A 23,435-nucleotide genomic window follows, 5' to 3' on the forward strand; every position below is an offset into this window, starting at 1 on the left:
GAAAATAATGCTATACTTATTGCAAATTCTGTTTCAGGAGGCATGCATGTACAAAAAAACGGGATATTTGACGGAAGATCTGCGGCTCTTCCATCTTTGCGACAAGGCGGAACGGCACTTCCCCTGCCACTATCATGACTTCGACAAGATAACGCTTTTTCTTCAAGGCGAAGCAGCCTACGAAATCGAAGGCAAACAATATGCGCTTCAGCCTTTTGATATCGTCCTCGTCAGAACCGGTCAGCTTCATCGTCCCCTCGTCAGCGGCGCAGCGCCGTATGAACGCGTCATCGCCTACATGTCGCCCCACTTTTTCACCGGATACACCGCTGCCGGCTACGACCTGAACGCAGTGTTTACGGAAGCGGCGGCGCCCGTCTTGCGGCAGGGACCGGAAATCGGCAGTCTGTACGGCGCTTCGTGTCGACTGCGCCAAGCGTGGACGGACACCAGAGAATATTCCCCCTTGCTGCAGCAGACGGTTTTTCTCGAATTCCTCATTCATTTGGCACGCGCCGTGAAAGATAAAAAAATAGGCTTCATCAAGACGGGAAAAGAAAATGAAAAGATCCGGGAAATCATCACTTACATTCACTCGCACTTGACGGATACGCTCTCCGTTTCTGCCGTTGCCGCCGCTTTTTACATCAGCAACGACTACTTGATGCACCTCTTTAAAGAAACGACAGGCTATACGCTGAATAAGTACATTACGCTGAAACGCCTTTTGCTGGCCAAACGATTGATGGCGGAAGGACTGCCGCTGACAACAGTCTGCTACGACAGCGGTTTCCGCAACTATTCCACCTTTTACAGGGCCTGGAAGGAAACCTTCCGCCAATCGCCGCGTCAAGGGCTGCCGCCACAGGAAAAAGAAGGTCCCGTCGACTGACGAAAACCGCTCCCTTTACAGCCGGCTTTTCCAATGATATCGGAGCCGGCTGCAAAGTCCCTTATTTCCACTCGTACCCAAAGATATAGTAGTATCAGCTGTATCTGTTGTGGATATATTGTGTATACCTTGATCATACTTTCTGCAAAACGGGACTGCGCCGCCATCGTTGACCTCCCTTTTCCTGACCGGCCCGTTCCGACACTGTGCATAGCCTGAAAGTTTTCCATCGGTGACGGCGGCATTTTTACGGCTGCTCCTGTTCACAAACACGAAATCCCCGGCGCAGAAAAAGAAGACGCCGGGGATTTCATAGCAAAACTTACCGTTTTCTGTTGTAATTAATGAGACAGCCTGCTTGGATGATCTGCCGTTCTTCCGCCGTAAGCTCATCGATATACAGCGTAATTTCATGAACATTCGCGCCGCTGACAACGTAGGCCTTCACATTTTTCATATCACCTTGGAGAATCGCCGCGATCTGAGGAACATAAATGTAGTCTCCGACGGCAAAGGACGGCTCCTCCTTCATTTGGAAAGGCACCATGCCCCAATTGATGACATTGGAACGGTACCGCTTCGTCGCATATTCACGGCAAATATTGGCCAAACCGCCGAGAACGCGCTGACAACTGGCCGCTTGTTCCCGGGCCGAACCGTCGCCCGGTTTGATACAGTAAATCACGCTGCCGATACCGACCGCTTCCCGTTCGATTTTACCGACAGTTTTTTCCAAGACATCGTAAACGGCATGTATTTCCGCCGGAACGGTACCGCCGCGCCGTTGCGCTTCCAAGGCGCGAACCGCCTTGGAGCGACCGACGTACGCCGGATCACGGCGGGACAGGGTGAATTCGGCCAACCCGAGCGGGTTCGACCGATAAGAAGACGTCTCGCCTGACGGAATGAGTTCATCAGTTGTCGTAACGGGATCCAGTATTTTCGAACATACCTTGACGAGAATCGAATCCGTCAGGGCCTCCTGTTCCGGCCAATCCTTGATATTCGGTCCGTAAACGAGAGGCGTATCGGCTGCCGGCCGGCCGAACCCCTGATAAACCCTGGCGGCGTATGCCGCATCGTCATACGTATACGGCGCTTCCCGATAGTCGTCAAAATACCCGTCTGCCGACGTTAAAACGCCGCCGTTGACAGCCGTTGCCGCAATAGACCTGGCGTCCATCAAGGCGACGGCCGAGAATTGACCGCTGCCGGGCTTGCTGCCTTCCCGGTTTGGGAAGTTACGCGTCGTATGACGAATACTGAAGGCATTATTGGCCGGCGTATCTCCGGCGCCGAAACAGGGGCCGCAAAAAGCCGTTTTCACGACGGCGCCGGCAGCCATCAAATCCGTTACGGCTCCTTTGCGCAGGAGATCCATATAGACCGGTTGCGACGACGGATAAACGTCAAGCGTAAAAACGCCGTTGCCGCAAGATCTGTTCTTCAACACATGCGCAGCTGCCAGAACATTCGTATAATTGCCGCCGGAACAACCGGCAATCACGCCTTGCTGAACATAAAACTTGCCGTCTTTAATTTTATCGCTTAACGTAAACGTAACGGCCTCGTTGGTTATCCGCTCTTTGATGGCCGTTTCAACGTCATGAAGAATATCCGCCGCATTGGCGACTACTTCATCAATCGTAAACGCATTGCTTGGGTGCATCGGCATGGCGATCATCGGTTTGATTTTACACAGATCGACGTAAATCATGCCATCATAGTAGGCGACGGCGGCAGGATTTAATTCTCTGTAATCATCGCCGCGGCCATGCTGCGTCAAATAGGCTTTCGTATCGTCATCCGTCCGCCATACGGAAGAAAGGCAGGTCGTTTCCGTCGTCATGACGTCAATACTGTTGCGGTAATCTGTCGACAGTGCCGTAATGCCGGGACCGACGAATTCCATGACCTTATTCTTCACGTACCCGTTTTTGAAAACGGCGCCGACAATAGCCGTTGCAATGTCATGAGGACCGACAGACGGCGCCGGCGTACCGTCAAGATAGACGCCGACGATAGCCGGACAGGCCACATCGTACGTATCGCATAACAGCTGTTTAACCAGTTCGCCGCCACCTTCGCCGACAGCCATCGTGCCGAGAGCGCCGTAACGCGTGTGACTGTCGGAGCCAAGAATCATTTTCCCGCAGCCCGCCATCTTTTCACGCATATACTGGTGAATGACGGCAAGATGAGGCGGTACATAAATACCGCCATATTTTCGAGCTGCCGACAAGCCGAACACGTGATCGTCTTCATTGATCGTCCCGCCGACGGCACAAAGCGAATTATGGCAATTAGTCAATACGTAAGGAAGCGGAAACGTCTCCATTCCCGACGCTCTAGCCGTTTGAATAATGCCGACAAAGGTAATATCATGCGAAGCCATGGCATCGAATCTTATTTTTAAATGACCCATCGTATCTGCCGTATTATGTTCCTTTAAAATGCCGTAAGAAATCGTTCCCTTGCGAGCCGCCTCACGGCAAGCCGGTTTTCCCGTCACGGCTTCCACCCGAACAGCTTCTCCTTCGGGAATGATTTCATTTCCGTTCACTAAATAAACGCCGCCGTTATATAATCGAATCATTGATAAAAATCTCCCTTCTATACATAAATCAGTCCCCTATGTCGATATTGAAGTTTCTAATTGTAAAATTATCGTAATTAATTTTCACAATGAGAAATTTTTATATATTACGTAAATATTATATCATAATCTATTTCTCCATTACCAGCTTTATCAAGCCTATTTTTCATTGTTTTTTATTTTACATTACCACTATTTATGCTATAATAACTTATATCTCAACTACTTGTTGAAGGCCCTGTATCTTAATGTATTTTTATGTGTATTAGCGAATATCTATAAACATAAAAATTCTGCTGTAAAAGCGCAGGAAGGAGCGTCTTTCAGTATGGACCAAAATATTTATTTAGCTCAATTTTATGGAAAATCTCAGAATTTTACGCAGATCCCCCGCACGTGGTATTCCAAATACGGTGTCAAGCGCGGCCTGCGTAATGAAGATCACACCGGCGTCCTCGTCGGCCTGACGCGAATTGCCGATGTCGTCGGCTACAAACGCGACGGTGACAACAACAAAGTCAATTGCGACGGTATTCTGTATTACCGTGGCATCGATATCCGTGATCTCGTCAAAAAAGAAATTTATCACGGCTATCTCTACGAAGAAGCCTGTTTTCTCCTGCTTTTCGGCTATCTGCCGAACCGGAAAGAGCTCGCTTCCTTCTGCCATATCCTGCAGAACAGTTATGATCTGCCTGACGAATTTTTAGAAATGAACTTACTGCGGCTGCCCGGCAAGAATTTGATGAACAAATTGCAGCACGCGTTATTGACATTATATAATTACGATCCCGATCCGGATAATACCGATATTTACCAAACGCTGCGCAAAGGTCTCAACATTATGGGCAAAATGCCTTCCATCGCCTGTTATGCTTATATGTCCAAAGTCCATTATTATGAGCGACGCAGTTTGATCATCCATTATCCGCGCAAAAATTATTCGGCGGCACAAAATATTCTTTCCCTTCTCCGCCCTGATGAAAAATTTACGGAACAGGAAGCTCACCTTCTCGATCTCCTGCTCTTCCTTCACGCCGACCACGGCGGCGGTACGAACTCTACCTTTACCAACGTCGTCGTCGCTTCGACGGATACGGACATTTACTCCGCCATGGCCAGTTCCATCGGCGCGCTGAAAGGACCGCGGCACGGCGGCGCCAACATCAAAGTTTCCATCATGATGCACCGTATCATGGAAGCCATCGGCCCGGACGGCACGGAAGCGCAGATGCGAGACGTCATCAACAAAATTCTGAACAAACAATTCCAGAACCAGAGCGGCCTGGTCTACGGCTTCGGTCACGCCGTTTATACCTTGTCCGATCCTCGCGCCGAAATCATGCGCCACTTCTGCGGTAAACTGGCAAAAGAAAAAGGAATGGAACAGGAATTTGAATTCTATCGGCGTTTCGAAAGCGTCGCCATCAAGACGCTGAGCGAACTAAAGGGAACGAATATTTGCAGCAACGTCGATTATTACAGCGGCTTCGCCTATAAAATGCTCGGCATTCCGCAGGATCTCTTTACGCCGCTCTTCGTCGTCAGCCGTCTCGTCGGCTGGTTGGCGCACAATATTGAAAATAAATTGTACGACGGCCGTATCATCCGTCCGGCTACGAAATATGTCGGCGATATAGTTGCTTTTACCCCTTTGGAGGATAGATAAAAATGAAAACCATCACCGTATTTAAAGGCGACGGCATCGGACCGGAAATTACGGACGCCGTCATTGCGATCTTACAGCAGGCCCATGCCGATTTGGACTACGAGTTTTTTAACGTCGGTGCTGCCGAATACGAACGAAACGGCGCCTTGATCCCCGACGCCGCTTTCGCCTCTTTTGAAAAAACGCGCCTTCTCCTGAAATCGCCGATCACGACGCCTATCGGTAAAGGATTCCGTTCTCTTAATGTCACCTTGCGCAACAAATACGATCTTTATGCGAATATCCGTCCTGCCAAGGCCAACGCAGCCGTCAAAACGCCGTTCCCAAACGTTGACATCGTCACCTTCCGTGAAAACACGGAAGATCTCTACGTCGGCGTAGAACAGGCGATTGACGCCGATACGATCCACGCGACGAAAATCATTACCCGCAAAGCCAGCGAACGGATCATCCGCGACGCCTTCGCTTACGCCGTAAAAAACGGCCGTAAAAAGGTGACCTGCGTCCATAAGGCCAATATACTGAAAATGAGCGACGGGCTCTTCCTTTCCGTTTTCCATGATATCGCCAAAGAATTCCCTGCCGTCGAAAGTGACGACAAGATCGTCGACAACGTCTGCATGCAGCTTGTCATGCGCCCGGAAACCTTCGACATCATCGTGACGCCGAACCTATACGGCGACATCATCTCCGATTTGACGAGCGGCCTCATCGGCGGTCTCGGCCTCTTGCCTTCCATGAACCTCGGCAAAGACTACGCCATGTTTGAAGCCGTTCACGGCAGCGCCCCCGATATTGCGGGAAAACATATTGCCAACCCGACAGCACTGCTCTGGTCGGCATGTATGCTCCTCGACCATATCGGCGATACGGAAACGGCGGCCAGAATACGCCGTGCCGTCGATACCGTTCTCTCTGCCGGTATGACGCTGACACCGGATCTGGGCGGAAAAGCAACGACAGAAGAATATTGCCGATCCATTATCGACGTATTGCAGTAAGCGTATATCTATTAAAAATCCCTCAACTGAGGGATTTTTTTGACCGTCACGTCATTTTTTATATTCATTACTTTGATCGTTGTCGTTTTTTTCACTATGCTATAATAAATAAAACAAGAAAAGGAGGTCCGACTATGAATATTACCGTCCTGGGCTGCGGCCGCTGGGGTTCTTTTCACGCTTGGTACGCCCATTCCCTCGGACATCATGTCACCCTGTGGGGACGCTGCGGTTCCGCTCGCCTGCAGGAGCTGATAGCAACGCGAAAAAATGATTATTTACAGCTGCCGCCCGATATCAGGCTGACATCCGACCTGGCGACAGCATTGCAAGGCGCCGATATCTGCATCATTTCGATCAGCGCACAGCAGCTGCGCGCCTTCACAAGTCAGTTAAAAGGGAGCGGCAACGCGCTGCGAATGCCCTTTATTCTGGCTATGAAAGGTTTGGAAACGGGCAGCGGTAAACGGCTTTCAACGGTATTTGAAGAGGAATTGGGACCCCAGGTTCCCTGTTCCGTCTGGGTCGGTCCCGGCCATGTGGAAGATTTTATTAACGGCATGCCGAACTGCATGCTCATGGCCTCTAAAAATAAAGAGCTGACGAAAATGTTGGTCAACATCTTTTCAGGATCCCTCATCCGCTTTTATTACGGCTCCGACTTGTTGGGCGTCGAGATCGGCGCCGCTGCGAAAAATGTCATGGGAATCGCTGCCGGCATGCTTGACGGTGTCGGTTACAGCAGTCTCAAAGGAGCGCTCATGGCCAGAGGAACACATGAACTGGCCTGTTTGATCAAGGCCATGGGCGGCAACGCCATGAGCGTTTACGGTCTCAGTCATCTGGGCGACTATGAAGCGACTCTTTTTTCCAGGCACAGCAATAACCGCCGTTTCGGCGAAGACTTTATCAGCGGCAAGCCTTTCGGCAAGTTGGCAGAAGGCGTTTATACGGCGGAAGCGCTTATGGACCTGTCGCGTCAATACGACATAGAACTGCCGATCAGCCGTACTGTATATGAAATCGTCCACGACAAAAAAAATCCCTTTGACGAACTGAATCAGCTCTTCCTGCGTTCCATAAAAAAAGAATGACCGCCGGTTTCATGATGGTCGATAAGGAGTATTTTTATGAAAAATACGTATGTTGCAGAAATCAGTCAAAAAGCATTTCCCTTTTTTAAAGAAAATTGTGACGCTTTTTTCCATAAAGAAATGGCGCCGATCCAATACAAAGGCATTTCCGGGTCCTTCGGCAGTTATGCCGAGCGCGGCGGAGAACGGGCAATGGTGCGGCTTCGCTTTTTGTCAGGCAAACTCGCGAAAGAACAGATTCTCTATGTGGCGTCTGCTATCAGAAAATATGCCATCGAAAAAATTCATTTGACGACGGGACAATCGATACAGTTCCATCACCTTTCGGGAAAATCAATTTTGTCGATTTTCCAGGAAAGTCCGGCTCACGGCGTGTACTGTCTCGGCAGCGGCGGCGATCACTTCAGCAGTATTACGGCGAGTCCGCTCCGCGGCGTCGACAAAAATGAATATCTGGACATCAGCCCCTACGTCGATTTGGCGCAGCAATATCAATATGATCACTTTTTTGAACTGGACTTGCCGCGCAAGTTCAAGATCGCCTTCACCAATGGCGCGGACAATGAAAGTCACGCCACCCTGCGGGATCTGGGATTTACAGCCAATCGTGACGGCACTTTCGACGTATATGCCGCCGGCGGTCTCGGCCCCAATCCGCAACGCGGCATCCGCGTCGGTACGCACATAGACGGCGACGACTGCCTCCGCTACCTGGATGCCATGCTCGCTCTTTACAGTCGTTACGGCGAGCGAAAGATCCATTCCAGAGCCAGAAGTCGCTATCTCCCCGCCAGCCTCGGTCAGGACAAATTTATCGCTCTTTTCCAAACCTTCCTGGCCCTTTCCCAAAAGAAGACCTTTCCTCATGCCGAAAAAGCGGTTCCCCTTGCTAAAGAAGGAGCTGACGGACAGGCGCCGAAAAACAGGCGGATAAAAGCCCAAAAGCAAAAAGGGCTCTATTATATCAATTACAAGCCCTTATGCGGCGAACCGCAGCGGGAAACGTTGCTTTCCCTCTGCGATTACCTCGCCGCAATACAGGACGCGGAAATCCGAATCAATTCGGACCAATCCCTGTATATCGTCAATCTGACCGCTGCGGAAGCGAAACACGTCGCGGCGCTGACAGCCGCGGACAACGCAAACGACGATTTTGAAAGCTCCGTCTCCTGCATCGGAGCCGCTATCTGTCAAATGGGTATACGCGATTCCCAAACGCTGCTGCATACGCTCATCACCACCCTTCGTGACAGAAAGATCGACACGAAATTTTTGCCGAAAATGCATTTGTCGGGCTGCCACTTTTCCTGTGGCACGCAACAGATCGGCGCCATCGGCCTGCGCGGCGCCGTAAAACGTATTGACGACAGTCCGCAGCCGGCGTTTGCCGTCCTCGTCAACGGCTCTTATGAACAAGGGGAAGAACGGTTTTCTCAAGAAATCGGCATTATGACGGAAAAAAATCTGCCTCTTTTTTTGGAAGCGCTGGCCTGTCTTCTGAATAAAGAAAACAAACCCTTTGCCGCTTGGTACGCTGACCACGAGACCGCATTCGCTGATCTCGTCATGACTTTCGCGTAGAGATACCGCCTTGTACGCTGCTCCTCGCCGACACGCTGACAATCGTTCGACGGAGCAGCGTTTTTCATATTCCGATGCAACGCTGTCTCCCGATCGTTTCCATATAAAAACAATGGATCCGTCAAAAAGCGGATCCATTGTTGAATAATACTTATCAAATTTATCGATAGTTTATATTGAAAAATTTTTGAATTTTGTCTATCGTATACTTAATATCGGCAGAAGACGTCAACGTTACTTTGCTTCAAATTCTTTCGCCAGCAATAAAAAGTCGTCTTCGTGCGCCTGCAGCCAGGAGGAAAAATCAACAGCGCCGTCTCTTTTCAATCGGCCGGCAAGGTTGACGATAAATGCGGGAATCTCTGTTGCCGCAATGACAGCCGCTTTTTCTCCAAATTTTTCGCTGCCGAATCGTTCCGATCCGCCCGTCGTCAGGACAAAGGCCGGCACCATGCCGTCAACCGTTTTCTTCACGAAACCGTAAAACCCGATCGTGCCGGCCTGATGTGCGCCGCACGACGAAGGGCAGCCGGAAATGCGCAGTTGCGGTAAGACGGATGAGTCGATGCCGGAAGCCTTAACAGCCGCAACTATCTTTCCCAAAAGGCCCTGCGAGTCTTGCAGGCCCACCTGGCAAACGGCCGCGCCAATACAGGACACGGATGCTTCAAAGGAATTTTTCGCACCGTCTTCTGTCAGCGCGAGGACCTGCCGAGCTTCATCGGCCGTCAGATTGACAATGTACGCGCCCTCATCGGGAGACAATCGTATTTCCGTTTCCGCCAGCGTGCTGAGGTAATCCAACAAAGACAGGAAATCGGCCTGCGCCGGATTGCCGCCGGTCGGATGGTACAGGACATAATACAGTCCTTCCTGTTTCTGTCTTCCCACCCGGTACCCGCTAAGCGTATCGTCAGGCACGCCCGTTTTATGGACGGCATGGCAATACAACGCCGGATCAATCGTCAACTTCTCCGTCTCTTTTGTTTTTTGCAAGAATGTCAAAAATTTTTCTCTGAATGCGTCTGCGCCGCCGAGAATCTCCTGCAAATACCGCGTACGGGCATGACTTCTTTTGTTGTAATCTCCGTACGTAGAAAACAGCATGGCCATCGCCTTGATGTAGTACAAAATTTCTTCCGGATCTACGTGACTGCCAACTTGAACGCCCATTTTGGGATTCGGTCCCAAGCCGCCGGCGGCAAAAATATCGAACGTACCGTCGTCCAGTCCTTTAAAGCCCATATCTTTATAGGTCACATGAGCCCGGTTATCTGCGCCGCTGGAAAAAGCATTTTTTAATTTTCTGGGAAGCCTTATCCCTTTGACTAAGGTCAAACTGTATTCGGAAGCCGCCGTTACGTAAGGAGAAATATCCCAGGTTTCCGTCGGATCAATGCCGCGCAACGGAGGCGCGACAACATTTCGCGGATGGTCTCCGCCGCCGCCGCGGTTATAAATACCGTGGTCATAACATTCCTGAAAAAGACGGACAATCGTATCTCCGTCCAAGTGATGGAACTGTATCGATTCACCTGTCGTAAAATGAATATCCGTTAAATGATACCGCCGAATAGCTGCAGCCAGAAAAGACAGTTGCCCATGATTGATAATACCGGCCGGAAAACGCCACCGCGACATGCCCGTAGCGGCGCCGCGTTCAGCGTAACTACCGAATGGACCGGACAGGCCTTTGTACTGATTAACGGCGATTTCCTTTGCATAAAATTTTCTTGTATTTTCTTTGAAAACAGGCAAATCTGCGATCAGATCCCGTTTCAACGCTTCCGATATTCCTGCCATAATAAACGCTCCTTTGTTCATTTTATGTATGTAAGCATGTTTCCTGCGACAACAATTGTTTTCCGTACCGTTTACAGAATACCACGCTTTATTTTCCTTGTGAATATCATAACTTGTTTTCGCAGCCCCAATCTCCGCTGTTTTATATCATTAATGTTTTTCCCGACCGGCAATAGCTGTCAAGCAACCATCTCGGAAAGGAGGTTCTCTTAATGAATCCACAAGAAATCGAAACCATGAGAAATCAAAACCCCTTTAAATCGCTGAACGATATCGTATACGATATCTTGCTCCAGGAAATACTCAGCTTTCACATCTGCCCCGGTTCACGGCTGACGGAAAGTACTATCGCCCAGGAATTGGCCGTCAGTCGTTCACCTGTTAAATCGGCGTTGGAAAAACTGGCGGAAAACAATTTTATCGAAAAAAATAAAGGATATCACGTCGCTTCTTTTACTCGCAAAGAATATGACGATGCGATGGATATCTCTTATCTTATTGAACCCTATGCAGCCGGACAGGCCGTATCCAACTTGACGGAAGAACGGTTGAATATCCTCTACGCTCTTGCCAGCGAAGAAAAATCTGTTGCCAAAAAAGCTAAATTATCCGGCGTATCGCACGCTTATTATAGCGATATTATGAGACTGGAATATGCTTTTCACAGTAAGATAATCGAATATTCCAATAATCTTTTACTGCAACAAATTTACGAAGCGCTTAAATACAAACTGTTCCGTTATCGCAGTTATTTGCTCTACGATCCGCCCCACGATTTTTACGATATTATCGGCAATGAGCATATGATCGTCTGCAATAACCTGAAAATAGGCGATAAGATTATTGCCGAAGCCGTCATGCGCCGCCACATCGCCATTTCACAAAGTAAATTCCAACGAGTTTTTAAAATAGAAAATTTATTCTAATATTTCCTGTGTTTTTTAATAAACACCGATACTATACTGAAAAATACGTATAGTATCGGTGTTTTGCATTATATTTTATACACTTAAACGCTTAGTTTCTTTTCAATTTCTTACAATTGCACTTTTTTTGACGCAAACATTATTTTATCTTACGATTTATGCATACGAAGTGTTCGGAAAAATTATGCTTATAATTTACCGTCATCTACGGTTTTCCAAAATCCTAAGGAGGGAGAAGATATGTCTTCATTCGAAAAATTCGTCAAGTTTATTACGAAGTACGTGACGCTCTGGGTTATTATTGCCGCTGTGCTTGCGTATCTCAACCCGGCGCCGTTCAAACCGTTCGGCGGCATGATTTCATTTCTCTTGGGCATCATCATGTTGAGCATGGGCCTTTCCATGACGCCGAACGATTTCAAGCTCGTCTTCACGCGGCCGAAAGACGTCATTATCGGTGTCGTTACACTGTATGTCTGCATGCCTCTGGTCGGCCTGGCGATCAGTAAACTGTTGGGTCTGTCACCGATGCTGGCTGTCGGCATGGTGCTCCTCGGCTGCACACCGACTGGAACCTCTTCCAATGTTATGACTTTCCTGGCTAAAGGAGATAAAGCACTGTCCGTTACGATCACCAGCCTGAGCACCATGCTGGCGCCGGTCATCATGCCGTCGCTGCTTCTGTTTTACGTCGGCAAATACATGTCCATCGACGCTGTCGGCCTTTTTTTGAGTATCATCAAGATCGTCATTGTCCCCATCGTTCTGGGGATCATGATTAACAAGGTATTTTCCAAGCAGATGCCCGTCATTTCCAAAGGCGTTCCTCTCGTTACTGTCGCCGCCATCGTGACGATCATCATGATTTGTGTTTCCCTCAACGTCGAACGATTGCAGACCGTCGCCGGCGTCGCCGCGCTGAGTCTCGTTTTATATACCGCCGTAGGCCTGTCGATCGGCTTTATCATATCAAAATTACTGCGCATGCCCATCGCTAAAAGAAAAGCCCTGACCTTCGACGTCGGCGTACAAAACACGGCACTCGCCGTCACATTAGGCATCACCTATTTTGATCCCATGTCGGCAATTCCCGGCGCCATCGGCGTCGTTTGGACAACAGTATTCTGTTCTTTCATCGCTTCTCTTTGGGGTAATAAAACGCCGAATCAAGACCAACCGGCGCCGGAACTATCATAAAAACATCATCGTTTATCGTACACAAAGGAGTGACGTATCATGACAAAATTTAATGCAGTATCACAGGAATTACTTGATGAATTACGCCGTATAGTAGGGGAAAAAGGCGTGACGACCGATCCGGAAAAACTGGATACTTACAAAACGGACGAAGAAGGCAATCCCTATTGGTTTACGACGCCGGAAGTCGTCGTTTTTCCTAAGACGACGGAAGAAGTGGCGGCAGTTGTCAAATTAGCCAATAAGTACCTCGTTCCGATTACGCCCCGCGCAGCCGGATCCGGCGTCGCCTGCGGTGCGATCCCCGTTCATCACGGCATCGTCATGGAACTGGATCGCATGGACAAAATCATTACAATCGATCCCGACAACATGTATGCCGTCGTACAGACCGGCGTCCGCACCAGCGTCATTCAGCAGGAAGTCAAACAGCACGGTCTGCTTTATGCCGGTGACCCGTGCAGCGCCGACAGTTGCCAAATAGGCGGTAATATTGCGACTAACGCCGGCGGCAATAAAGCCGTTAAATACGGTACTACGCGCAATCAAATCTACGGGATGAAGATCGTCACGCCGACAGGAGAAATCGTCGACGTCGGCGCAAGATTGCAGAAATGTTCTACAGGTTATTGCTTGGAGCAGCTTATCTGCGGCAGTGAAGGAACCCTCGGCATCGTAACGGAAGCAACGTTGAAGCTGCGTCCTCTGCCGCCCCATAAATTCGACCTCGTTGCTATTTTCAAGAACGATGACCAGGGCTTTGCTCTGCCGAATAAGATTCTGAAAGCCGGCATCGAACCGACGAGTATCGAATATATGGACAACAAAGCACTGACCATGTGCAGCAAATTCTGCAAAGTCACGCTGCCTCACATTGAAGAAGGCTGCTGTTATGTCATCATCACTGTCGAAACCTTCGACCCCGACGAATTGGATAAAAAGATGGAAAAAATCAGCGATCTTTGCGACGCCATGGGCGCTGTCGACGTCATTCAGGCAGATGACCGCATCTGGGGCTGCCGCCGTCAATTTGCCGAAGCGGCCCGCGATATCGATATCATGTACGCCGCCGAAGACTTCGTCGTGCCTTTGGAAAAAATTCCGGAAATCACAGGAAAATTACCGGCTCTCGAAGAAAAGCACAACATTTTCGCCGTAACTTCGGCGCATATAGGCGATGGCAACATTCATGTCCTGCCGCTGAATAAAGACGGTATTTCACCGGAAGACTGGCTTCACAAATTACAGGACTTCCATAAAGACTTATTTGCCGAAGTATACGCCTTAGGCGGAAAAATGTCGGGAGAACACGGCATAGGATATAAAAAGCTTCATGATTTCAAACGCTGCACGCCTCCGGGAGAATTACAGCTGATTAAAGCCATCAAACGCGCGCTCGATCCGAACAATATTTTAAATCCTTCCAAAATCATCGACTTGGATGATGAATAACTCATCTCCTTGTTCATTACAATCACTTCTAAACAACAAGAACCTCATTCTTTTCGGAATGGGGTTCTTGTTGTTATACACGCTATTCTTCTTTCATCGGGATCTTCGTCACCAATACTTTGTCGACACGGAGATTATCCATATCGACGACTTCAAAGCGGAAATTTTCCCATTCGTATATATCCGTCTCTTTCGGAATACGACCGATGCCGTAAGTAACAAATCCTGCCAAGGTCTTATAAAGCGCTTCCTCTTCACCGGGCATTTCTTCTTCCAGTTCAAAGTGGTCCTTAAATTCTTCAATCGTCAGCAGTCCGTCCATAAGCCATTCATTCTCTTTACGGCGAATGATGCGGTTCGCTTCTTCCGCCTTTTCTTCTTCACCGACAGGCATGATACCGACAAGCTCTTCCAAAATATCATGAACCGTAAGGATACCGCTGAAATTCCCGTATTCGTCAAGAACTGCCGCTTCGTGTACGCCTTTATCCTGAAAGATGTGAACGATCTTCATGATATCCATCGACTCGGGAACATAAACGGGCCGGCGAATATTCCGTTCTAAAATAGTCGTCAGCGGCGTTTTCCTTCCTCTCGCGATACAGACGTAGTATTGATGGAAAACATCATTAAGAGACACCATGCCGAGAAAATGATCGAGCGACCCTTTGCCGACGGGAAGGTTCAAATGGTGATAATAACCGAGTTCTTTCATAATCGTTTCTTCCGTATCTTCCAAGTCGATCCAATCTACTTGGGCGCGGTTGGTCATAATATCGCCGACATTCATGTCGGTCAGCCGGAAAACGCGTTCCACAAGCTTCGGTTCTTCCTTTTCAAAAGCACCAAGTTCGGCTCCCTGTTTCAGCAGGAGACGGATCTCATCTTCCGTTACCGGCAAAATCTCCGGATCGGAAGCGCCGATGAGCTTTGTCACGGCAGCCGTCGAAGCGGAAAGAAACCAAACCAGAGGCGTGCAGACATAAGAAAAATACAGCATAATACGCGCCAAAAAACAGGCGATCCTCTCGGGACTGTCAATGGCGATCCGCTTCGGTACGAGCTCGCCGAGAATCAAGGTCAGATACGTGATGATAACGATGATCGTCGTCAAGCTGATCGTGTAGGCATACGGTTCAAAAGCAGGTACCATGGCTACGTATTCGGACATAGGGCCGGCCATCTCCGTACCGCCGTAAACACCGGTAAGCAAACTCACCAAGGTCATGCCGAACTGAACGGTAGAAAACATTTTATTCGGATTTTCCCGCAGCTTCAAAACGATGTCGGCCGATTTGTTCCCCTCTTCCGACAAAGCTTCCAGACGGCTTTGATGACAACTGACGATGGACATTTCCAGCATGGAAAAAATGCCGTTGCCGACTGTCAGCAAAACGATAACCAAAAATTGTTTGCCCAGTGAAAACTCCACTGCAAATCACGTCTCCTTTTACATCCGTATTACCAACCGCCGATACCGATGCTGATACCGCCGTGATGATGGTGGCCGATACCAATGCCGATGCCGATACTGGGGAAATAAGCGCCGCCATTGCTGTCATCAACGTCATTGACAACGCGAATATCCTTGGCAACGTTCTTTTGCAGGCCGCCTACGGTAATGGCGGCAACAATCGTCGTTTTCCCCGCAGACTTCGGCCGAATCAGATTTTGTTCCGTAACTTCGGCAACAGTCGTGTTCAAACTTGTCAGCGAAACGTCATAAGGAAGAGCTCCCGGTACAGAAACATGGACGGTACCGATGGAGCCGAGAGGTATTTTTTTCGGAGAAACGGAAAAATCGACTTTTCGCATCAACGTTTCCGCCGTTCCCCATAGCAGTTTGCTTTCAGCAGATGTCTTGCCGGTGCGCCAAACACAGCTGCCGTCTTTCGCCGCTAAAAAACTGCCCGTCTGCTGATGCCGTACCGTATCATAGGCGTGAACGGCATAGAAAAAATCGTCGATCAGATCTTTATTAATGCGATAATATTGCTGACCGGGAATGAGCCCCGTATCGGCTGCAGGCAACTTGTCCAACAGAGAGGTAATCGTGTCAAAGGTTTTCCCCTTCATGAGATAATACTTTTCCGGCTGATCCAAATACATGGCCGGATCGGTCTGTACGACAGATACGGTATTTTCGCCATTCTTTTCCGAAGCGGCCTGATCATCAGCCATAGCCATAGCCGCAGCCGTGCCGAAGGCGATGAAAAAAACAACGGTAACAGAGAGTATTTTCAATTTCACGGGGAACGCTCCTTTCCTACACTTTTCCTTTACAGGTGTAATTTTTTCTTCATGTCTTCAAAACGATTCAATGCCGCATAAAGCGTTTCATCCTTTACGGCGAAATGGAGCCGTACATAATCTTGCACATGATCGTCAAAAAAAGAAGAACACGGCACGGCGCCGACGCCTATTTTTTCAACTAAGTCTTCGGCGAACTTCACGTCGCTTTCGTAGCCGTAATCTTGAATATCCAGAAGCAAATAAAAAGCGCCTTGCGGAATATTATGCGGAATTTGCAAACGATCCAAACCATCTATCAGTATCTGCCGCTTTCTGGTATAAAAAGACAGCAGCTCGTCATAATACTCCTGACCGAACTGCAGCCCCGCAATAGCCGCTTCCTGAAGCGGACTCGGCGCGCTGATCGTCAAATAGACGTGAATCTGCTTAGCCGCTACAATGACGTCAGGCGACGCAATAATATACCCGATGCGCCAACCCGTGATGGAATACGTTTTCGAAAGAGAACTGCATTGAATCGTCCGTTCATACATTCCCGGCAGCGCCGATAAATACGTATAAACAGCAGGCTCATATACGATATGGGAATAAACTTCATCGACAATGGCAAAGGTATCATATTTTTTTGTCAAATCGGCAATAAACGTCAATTCTTCTGCAGTAAATACTTTACCGCAAGGATTGGACGGATTACAAAGAATGATCGCCTTCGGATGCTGCTTAAAAGCATTTTCCAATTCGTCAGGATCAAAGGAAAAATCAGGTCGTTTCAAATGGACATAGAGCGGTTCTGCCCCTGCTAAGAGAATATCGGTGCCGTAAGCTTCGTAAAAAGGGGAAAAGATAATAATCTTATCTCCCTTATCGGCTACCGTCATCACCGCTGTCATGATCGCTTCCGTACCGCCGCAGGTAACGACGATCTCTTTTTCAGCGTCAATTTCCTGTCCCGTAAACTGCTTCCGACAAGCAACCAACGCTTGTCGGAAATTGGCAGCGCCGCTGTCCGGACTGTATTGGTGCGGACCTGCGGCGGCAATCATTGCCAGTTTGTCCGTAATAGCCTGTGGCGGCGGAAAATCAGGAAATCCTTCGGAAAGATTAACAGCGTCGAACTGTTCCGAAAGATGAGACATATGAGCAATGACAGAAGGGGAAAAAAGTCTTATTTTTTCAGATATATTCGGCATACAGCGTCTCCTTTATACTATAAATCAAGATTGCGGACTTTTTTTGCATTTTCCTGGATAAACTGCCGGCGCGGCTCCACTTTATCACCCATTAAAACGGAAAAAATACGATCCGCTTCAATAGCGTCTTCCAAGTGCACTTTGAGCATCGTCCGATATGCCGGATCCATCGTCGTCTCCCAAAGCTGTTCCGGGTTCATTTCGCCGAGACCTTTATAACGCTGTACAACTACGTTATCATTGCCAGTTTCATGTAATTTGTCCTTCAGTTCCTCATCCGTATAAAGATACCAGAACGATTTGCCCTTACGAACCTGATACAACGGAGGCTGTGCAATATATACGTGACCTTCCGTAATCAGCGGTTTCATGAAGCGGTAAAAAAACGTCAGAAGGAGCGTGCGAATATGAGCGCCGTCAACGTCGGCATCGGTCATGATGATGATTTTATCATAACGGCGTTTCGTTATATCGAATTCTTCCCCGATACCGGTGCCGAATGCCGTAATCATGGAACGGATTTCTTCATTGGCCAAAATTTTATCAAGACGGGCTTTTTCGACATTGATAATTTTACCGCGAAGCGGTAAAATAGCCTGAAAACGCCGATCCCGTCCCTGTTTTGCAGAACCGCCGGCAGAATCGCCTTCGACGAGATAAATTTCCGTCTGTTCCGGATTTTTTTCGGAACAATCGGCCAATTTTCCGGGAAGACTGCTGATTTCCAAGGCATTTTTACGGCGCGTTAATTCCCTGGCGCGACGAGCAGCCTGACGGGCTCTGGCAGCAGAAATCGTCTTGTTAATAATGTTTTTTGCTTCACCCGGATGCTCTTCAAAAAATTCCTTCAATCCGTCGGAAATAACGGTGTCGACGATTCCCTTAACTTCGCTGTTACCGAGTTTCGTCTTCGTCTGCCCTTCGAATTGGGGCTCCCTTACTTTAACGCTGACAATAGCTGTCAACCCTTCCCGAACGTCTTCACCGGAAAGATTTTCCTCATTTTCTTTAATAATGCCTGCAGAACGTCCGTAATCGTTGACAGTACGCGTTAAGCCGGAACGGAAACCGCTCAAATGTGTGCCGCCTTCTTCCGTAAAAATATCATTGACGAAGGTCAATATATTTTCGCTGTAACCGTCATTATATTGCATTGCCAAATCAACAATAACGTCGTTTTTATTTCCTTCCAGACTGACCACCGTCTGATTAACGGCCTCTTTATTTTCATTTAGAAAACGAACGAAAGAAACGAGACCGCCTTCATAACAATATACTTCGGTCTTGCCGGAGCGTTTATCGGAAAGCGTAATATGAAGTCCTTTATTCAAAAAGGCCAACTCGCGGAGACGAATTTTCAGCGTATCAAAATCGTAGACGATATCGGGGAAAATGGCATGATCCGGTTTAAAAGATACACGCGTTCCCGTTTCTTCCCCTTTCTCCAGAGGGCGTACCGCTTTCAGCTCACTGTCCGTAAGGCCGCGGGCAAAAGATATTTGCCATAAATAGCCGTCACGCTTCACTTCCACTTTAGTCCAGATGCTGAGCGCATTGACAACGGAAATACCGACGCCGTGCAGGCCGCCTGAAATAGGATACCCGTCGCCGCCGAACTTACCGCCTGCATGGAGCACCGTCAAAACGACTTCAACGGCAGGTCTGCCGACTTTATGCATGGCCACCGGTATGCCACGGCCGTTATCCACGACGGTAATGCTGTTATCCTCTTCAATAACCACTTCAATATGGGTACAGTATCCTGCCAGCGCTTCATCAATACTGTTATCGACAACTTCATAAACCAGATGATGAAGACCGCGCAGGCTGGTACTGCCGATATACATACCGGGTCGCTTGCGAACGGCTTCCAACCCTTCCAACACTTGTATCTGTTCTGCACCGTAATCTATTTTTTTGTCTTCCGACATGAATGGATTCCTCCTCTACCTTAATTATATTATTATACTCTATTTATGCGGTCATGACTAATTCCGTCCATTAGCATCAACATGCTTCTCAAATATATGACAATAGCGTTTGACAAGGGTTTCCAAAGAAATGGGCGAACCGTAAAGGCAATATTCCGTAAGCACATAGGAACGAACATCTTCGCGCCGGCAATTACCTGCCAATACGAAAGGCCTCGCATGTTGCAAAAGCGGATTGGATTTAATGGACTTCGTCGGGTGATTTTTGAATAAGGCAATAATAGACACGACACTAATCATTTGATTGCCGCCGATATGAAGATACATCTTCTTTTCTCCTGTATTTGGCAACTAAATTTTGAATAAACGATACCGATAACGCTGCCGGCTCTTTTTGTGTGATCAATAAGGCCAGAACCAGATCTTCATCTTCTCTGTCATAACCATGATACACCTTATCGATCAACTGATAAATCATATTCCGGCGTACGGTATTATAGTTTTCTTCAAATACTTTGCACGGGGAAAAAAAATCGCCTTTTTTTATATCGTCCCATTTGAGCCAAGGCATATCTTCCAACAGAGACCGTATGGCGACTTGCTGCTTTCTCTTCTCTTCAGCTTTACAAAAACGACATCTTTCCTCACCGTTTTCGATCCAGCGACCACATGAACGGCACTTTTTGAAGCCGGCATTGCCATAAAGAATTTTTCTTCTTTCCTGCAAACAGCGCAATCGAATGATTTTATCTCTGATTCCTCTTTCCGCAACGGCAGTTTCTTTTTCGATCTTGTCAAACAGCGTTGCATCTAAAGCGATATTTTTGAGCGTTCCCTTCGGAATATACGCTTCTGCTTCACCGTCTTTCCATTCATAAACGATTTTTTTCGGCTTTTTTCCGCTTTTTCTGAAACTGACGTCTTGTAAATACGCTTCACCGATAAACTCATTCAATTTGATAAGGATACTCTCTTTGAACATGAAAAGCTGATTCATCCAAACGGAATTTAAAACGGCAACGGTAACCGTCGTATCCTGAAAACCGCATATGTAGGAATATTTGGCGATTGGTTCTCCCATGATTTCAGCCCAGTTCGCCTTTGCCTGCTGTAAACGATACGGCAACAACAGATGGTGCGCGGACAAAACGGCAGGAATCGAAAGGCCTGCCGGTTTCAAGACATTCTTTTTTTCAGTCACGCTGCACCGCCTTTCCCCGTTCGATACCGATAAAACGGCAATCCTTTACGGTTTGAAACATTCCCGGCTCCGTCGTTGTAATAAACGTCTGTATCCGACTGCGCACAAAATCCAACAATCCTTGCCGCCGCTTCTGATCAAGCTCGCTCATGACATCATCCAATAACAGTACAGGATATTCACCGCTTTCCGACTTGATATATTCCAATTCCGACATTTTCAACGCCAAGACAGCCGTACGCTGCTGTCCCTGCGAGCCGTATCGTTTCAATTCGGCGCCGTCGACAGCAAACACCAGGTCGTCACGATGCGGGCCGACAGATGTAGACATGCGCTGAATATCGGCATCCAGGTTATGTTGAAGCAGGGAAAAATACCATTCTTCATCTCTTCTCTGTCCTTCATGCCGTCTGCTGTCTTCAACATACGGCTGCATATAAGAAAGCGATAAATTTTCACTGCTCCCGGTCAGTCGACGGTGAATAACGCCGGACAAAAACGCAATCTTATGCAAAGAATCCAGCCTTTTTGCCGTAATCTGCGCCGCAAACCGGGCAATCTGCCGGTCCCATTCCGTCAATGACCGTCTGCCGGTATATTTCATCTGTTTCAATAAAAAATTTCGCTGTGCCAGAGAGCGATTATATTGCAGCAGCGTTTTATAATACGCCGGACTGACCTGAGATATTTCCATATCCAGAAAGCGGCGCCGTAACGAAGGGCTTCCCTTAATCAACTGCAAGTCATCGGGAGAAAAAATGACTGCCTGCAAAGTACCGATCAATTCCCGATGTTTGACGTTGGTCCCATTAACGAAAATTGCTTTTTTATCCTCCCTGGAAAGAACGATTTTCACTTCTTCTTCGACGCCGCCCCGTTGAAAACCGATGATAATGCTGCCTTCGCCGGCTTCCCAGTGAAGACAATCATTGTCGCTGCCGTTCCTGTATGATTTGCCGATACTGCCCATATACAGCGCTTCCAGCAAATTTGTTTTGCCTTGTCCGTTAGAACCGTGCAGCACGACGACAGATTGCGGAAAGGAAAAACAGGCGTCCCTGTAATTTCGAAATTGATGAAGGCGCAAAGACGTAATGATCATTATCTATACTCCGACTATTTTATATGTGCCGGCACCTTTAACCGTAACGATATCACCATGACGCAGCTGTTTTCGTTTGGCCGTGCAAACCTCATCATTGACAAAAACGGCTTGCTCTTCCAGAAGAAAACGAACTTGCCCGCCACTGACGACAACATTCGCCAATTTTAATAACTGATCCAACTGAATCGTTTCCGTTTTGATGCTGATTATTTCCTGTTGTTTCATAGCTCTCTTCTCCTCATTCAACGTGTACGCATAGGCGTTACGACGAAGACACAACGATCTTCTTCCAGATCTTTGACCAAAAGGGGGCTGTTTTCTTTACATTGCAGCGAAATTTCATCGCCGTGGCAATGTTTTAAAATATCAAGGATATATTTTCCGTTGAAGGAAATACTCAATTCTTCTCCTTCCATTTTGCAAGGAACAAAATCTTCGACTGTCCCGTGATCCGGATCCTGGCTGGTCAATTTGATCTGACCGTCGGCCATGACGAAATTGATCACATTGTACTGCGCGTCTTTGGCGACAATGGAGGCCCGTTCCACCGCGCCTGTAAATTCGGTTCTGTTGACGGTTACGGCGCAGGAAAAAGAAGTCGGAATAACGCGCTGGTAATCGGGGAATTGGCCTTCAATCAACCGCGTCTTAATATATACGTTGCTGAACTTGACAGCCAGATAATTGCGGATTGCCGTAATCTGTACGGGTACGGGCATATCGGTCGGCAACTGTCGGGATATTTCGCTCAAAAGCCTGCTGGGAATCACGGCCTGCAGTCTTTCCGAGACGGGTGCGTCAAGTTCAGCTGTTTTTAATGCCAACCGATGCGTATCGGTGGCGACCATGGAAATCGTCGCGCCGTCAACATCCAGAAAAGTGCCGGTGAATATAGGCCTGGCCAAATCGGCTGCACAAGCGTAAGCGGTATGTTCGATCATATCTTTTAAAGTAATACTGTCTGTCATAAATTGCGAATAACCCTGTTCAACGACTTCCACCTCATTAAAATCGTCAGGATCCATTGTCAGGTATTGATATTTTAGGTTGCCGCCTTGAATCATCATTTGCGTATCGGCGTCTTGTTTGGATACGGTAATTTCTTCGCTGTTAATACGTCGTGTCAGTTCCAAAATATGCGGATCTGCCAAAAAAGCTTCTCCTTTTTCTTCAATTATACCGGGAATGATCGTTTTAATGCTCATGTCATAGTCATTGGCTTGAATTTCAATAACGCCGTTCAACGCTTTAATGAGAAGGCCGTTTTCAGAGGTGAGATTGTTGCTTTTGTTTTGCGCTACTTTCTGTACAGATTGGAGTCCTTTATTGAAGTCATCTTTTTTAACCAGTAATTTCATGTTCTTGATTCCCCTTTTTCGGTTATGGATAGTTGAATGATGAAAGTTAAAAAATAGTAGTAATAGTAATAGGAACTGTGGATTTGTGAAAAAGGTTGCTTATTCCTTTTATCAGGCTATGCACAAGTGTGTATAAATAGTGGATAACTGAAAATCTTTTTTCCACATTTCAACTTTTTTATATTT

20 protein-coding genes are annotated in these 23,435 nt (G+C 47.8%); 8 read left to right on the forward strand and 12 right to left on the reverse strand.

Translation table 11 applies throughout. The annotated features are described in order from the left end of the window. The first annotated feature begins 46 nt into the window (after positions 1-46). On the forward strand, positions 47-892 hold the full coding sequence (locus HMPREF1250_RS07170; protein WP_023054017.1) for an AraC family transcriptional regulator: 846 nt from the start codon (positions 47-49) through the stop codon (positions 890-892). Here HMPREF1250_RS07170 and HMPREF1250_RS11635 read toward each other — a convergent pair. Both HMPREF1250_RS11635 and HMPREF1250_RS07175 read right to left on the reverse strand, forming a co-directional pair. After that, on the reverse strand, positions 850-1,137 hold the full coding sequence (locus tag HMPREF1250_RS11635) for a hypothetical protein (RefSeq protein WP_023053916.1): 288 nt from the start codon (positions 1,135-1,137) through the stop codon (positions 850-852). The two genes, HMPREF1250_RS07170 and HMPREF1250_RS11635, sit on opposite strands and share 43 nt — an antisense overlap. 77 nt (positions 1,138-1,214) lie before the next feature. Next, the gene (locus HMPREF1250_RS07175; RefSeq protein ID WP_023053934.1) at positions 1,215-3,488 is read right to left on the reverse strand and encodes a hydratase; all 2,274 of its coding nucleotides are present in this window, start codon (positions 3,486-3,488) and stop codon (positions 1,215-1,217) included. 328 nt (positions 3,489-3,816) lie between these two features. On the opposite strand from HMPREF1250_RS07175, the gene HMPREF1250_RS07180 reads away from it, so the two are divergent. From HMPREF1250_RS07180 to HMPREF1250_RS07195, 4 genes are all read left to right on the forward strand, one after another. Beyond that, the gene (locus tag HMPREF1250_RS07180) at positions 3,817-5,157 is read left to right on the forward strand and encodes a citrate synthase (RefSeq protein ID WP_036242935.1); all 1,341 of its coding nucleotides are present in this window, start codon (positions 3,817-3,819) and stop codon (positions 5,155-5,157) included. A 2-nt stretch (positions 5,158-5,159) separates the two neighbouring features. Further along, positions 5,160-6,158: an isocitrate/isopropylmalate dehydrogenase family protein gene (locus HMPREF1250_RS07185; RefSeq protein WP_023053986.1), complete on the forward strand. Its 999-nt coding sequence runs from the start codon at positions 5,160-5,162 to the stop codon at positions 6,156-6,158. A gap of 134 nt (positions 6,159-6,292) precedes the next feature. Further along, positions 6,293-7,252, forward strand: a complete 960-nt coding sequence (locus HMPREF1250_RS07190; RefSeq protein ID WP_023053996.1) for an NAD(P)H-dependent glycerol-3-phosphate dehydrogenase — start codon at positions 6,293-6,295, stop codon at positions 7,250-7,252. A 36-nt stretch (positions 7,253-7,288) separates the two neighbouring features. Then, positions 7,289-8,833: a nitrite/sulfite reductase gene (locus HMPREF1250_RS07195; protein ID WP_023053912.1), complete on the forward strand. Its 1,545-nt coding sequence runs from the start codon at positions 7,289-7,291 to the stop codon at positions 8,831-8,833. Positions 8,834-9,067: 234 nt separating this feature from the next. On the opposite strand, the gene HMPREF1250_RS07200 is transcribed toward HMPREF1250_RS07195, so the two are convergent. Next, the gene (locus tag HMPREF1250_RS07200) at positions 9,068-10,636 is read right to left on the reverse strand and encodes a nitrite/sulfite reductase (RefSeq protein WP_023054006.1); all 1,569 of its coding nucleotides are present in this window, start codon (positions 10,634-10,636) and stop codon (positions 9,068-9,070) included. Between the two features lie 212 nt (positions 10,637-10,848). Here HMPREF1250_RS07200 and HMPREF1250_RS10960 point away from each other — a divergent pair, with 212 nt between their 5' ends. From HMPREF1250_RS10960 to HMPREF1250_RS07215, 3 genes are all read left to right on the forward strand, one after another. Continuing rightward, entirely contained in the window at positions 10,849-11,562 is a 714-nt protein-coding gene (locus tag HMPREF1250_RS10960; RefSeq protein ID WP_023054038.1) for a GntR family transcriptional regulator, read from the forward strand. Positions 11,563-11,802: 240 nt separating this feature from the next. Next, positions 11,803-12,759 (forward strand): bile acid:sodium symporter family protein, encoded by a 957-nt coding sequence (locus HMPREF1250_RS07210; protein ID WP_023053931.1) that lies wholly within the window; start codon positions 11,803-11,805, stop codon positions 12,757-12,759. Between the two features lie 39 nt (positions 12,760-12,798). Further along, positions 12,799-14,211 carry an FAD-binding oxidoreductase gene (locus tag HMPREF1250_RS07215; protein ID WP_023054029.1) on the forward strand — a complete coding sequence of 471 codons (1,413 nt, stop codon included), beginning with the start codon at positions 12,799-12,801 and terminating at the stop codon, positions 14,209-14,211. 82 nt (positions 14,212-14,293) lie between these two features. On the opposite strand, the gene HMPREF1250_RS07220 is transcribed toward HMPREF1250_RS07215, so the two are convergent. The 9 genes from HMPREF1250_RS07220 to dnaN are packed head-to-tail and all read right to left on the reverse strand — an operon-like array spanning position 14,294 to position 23,249. Next, entirely contained in the window at positions 14,294-15,643 is a 1,350-nt protein-coding gene (locus HMPREF1250_RS07220) for a hemolysin family protein (protein WP_023053974.1), read from the reverse strand. Between the two features lie 29 nt (positions 15,644-15,672). After that, positions 15,673-16,461, reverse strand: coding sequence for a hypothetical protein (locus HMPREF1250_RS07225; RefSeq protein WP_023053921.1), 789 nt, complete (start codon positions 16,459-16,461; stop codon positions 15,673-15,675). A gap of 29 nt (positions 16,462-16,490) precedes the next feature. Next, entirely contained in the window at positions 16,491-17,654 is a 1,164-nt protein-coding gene (locus tag HMPREF1250_RS07230) for a pyridoxal phosphate-dependent aminotransferase (protein WP_023053956.1), read from the reverse strand. Positions 17,655-17,671: 17 nt separating this feature from the next. Then, positions 17,672-19,585 carry a DNA topoisomerase (ATP-hydrolyzing) subunit B gene (gene gyrB, locus HMPREF1250_RS07235; RefSeq protein WP_023054041.1) on the reverse strand — a complete coding sequence of 638 codons (1,914 nt, stop codon included), beginning with the start codon at positions 19,583-19,585 and terminating at the stop codon, positions 17,672-17,674. 57 nt (positions 19,586-19,642) lie between these two features. Beyond that, entirely contained in the window at positions 19,643-19,912 is a 270-nt protein-coding gene (locus HMPREF1250_RS07240) for a hypothetical protein (protein ID WP_023053957.1), read from the reverse strand. Continuing rightward, complete coding sequence (locus tag HMPREF1250_RS07245; protein ID WP_023054024.1) at positions 19,878-20,786, reverse strand: DUF721 domain-containing protein; 909 nt, start codon at positions 20,784-20,786, stop codon at positions 19,878-19,880. Before HMPREF1250_RS07245 ends, HMPREF1250_RS07240 begins: the two co-directional genes overlap by 35 nt. Next, complete coding sequence (gene recF, locus HMPREF1250_RS07250; RefSeq protein WP_023053925.1) at positions 20,779-21,888, reverse strand: DNA replication/repair protein RecF; 1,110 nt, start codon at positions 21,886-21,888, stop codon at positions 20,779-20,781. The genes HMPREF1250_RS07245 and recF overlap by 8 nt, the downstream gene beginning before the upstream one ends. 3 nt (positions 21,889-21,891) lie before the next feature. Then, on the reverse strand, positions 21,892-22,116 hold the full coding sequence (locus HMPREF1250_RS07255; RefSeq protein WP_023054039.1) for an RNA-binding S4 domain-containing protein: 225 nt from the start codon (positions 22,114-22,116) through the stop codon (positions 21,892-21,894). Between the two features lie 17 nt (positions 22,117-22,133). After that, the gene (dnaN, locus tag HMPREF1250_RS07260) at positions 22,134-23,249 is read right to left on the reverse strand and encodes a DNA polymerase III subunit beta (RefSeq protein WP_023053924.1); all 1,116 of its coding nucleotides are present in this window, start codon (positions 23,247-23,249) and stop codon (positions 22,134-22,136) included. Positions 23,250-23,435: the final 186 nt, after the last annotated feature.

Origin of the sequence: Megasphaera vaginalis (ex Srinivasan et al. 2021) (assembly GCF_000478965.1) — a bacterium.
In the GTDB taxonomy this organism is placed as follows: Bacteria; Bacillota; Negativicutes; order Veillonellales; family Megasphaeraceae; genus Megasphaera; species Megasphaera vaginalis.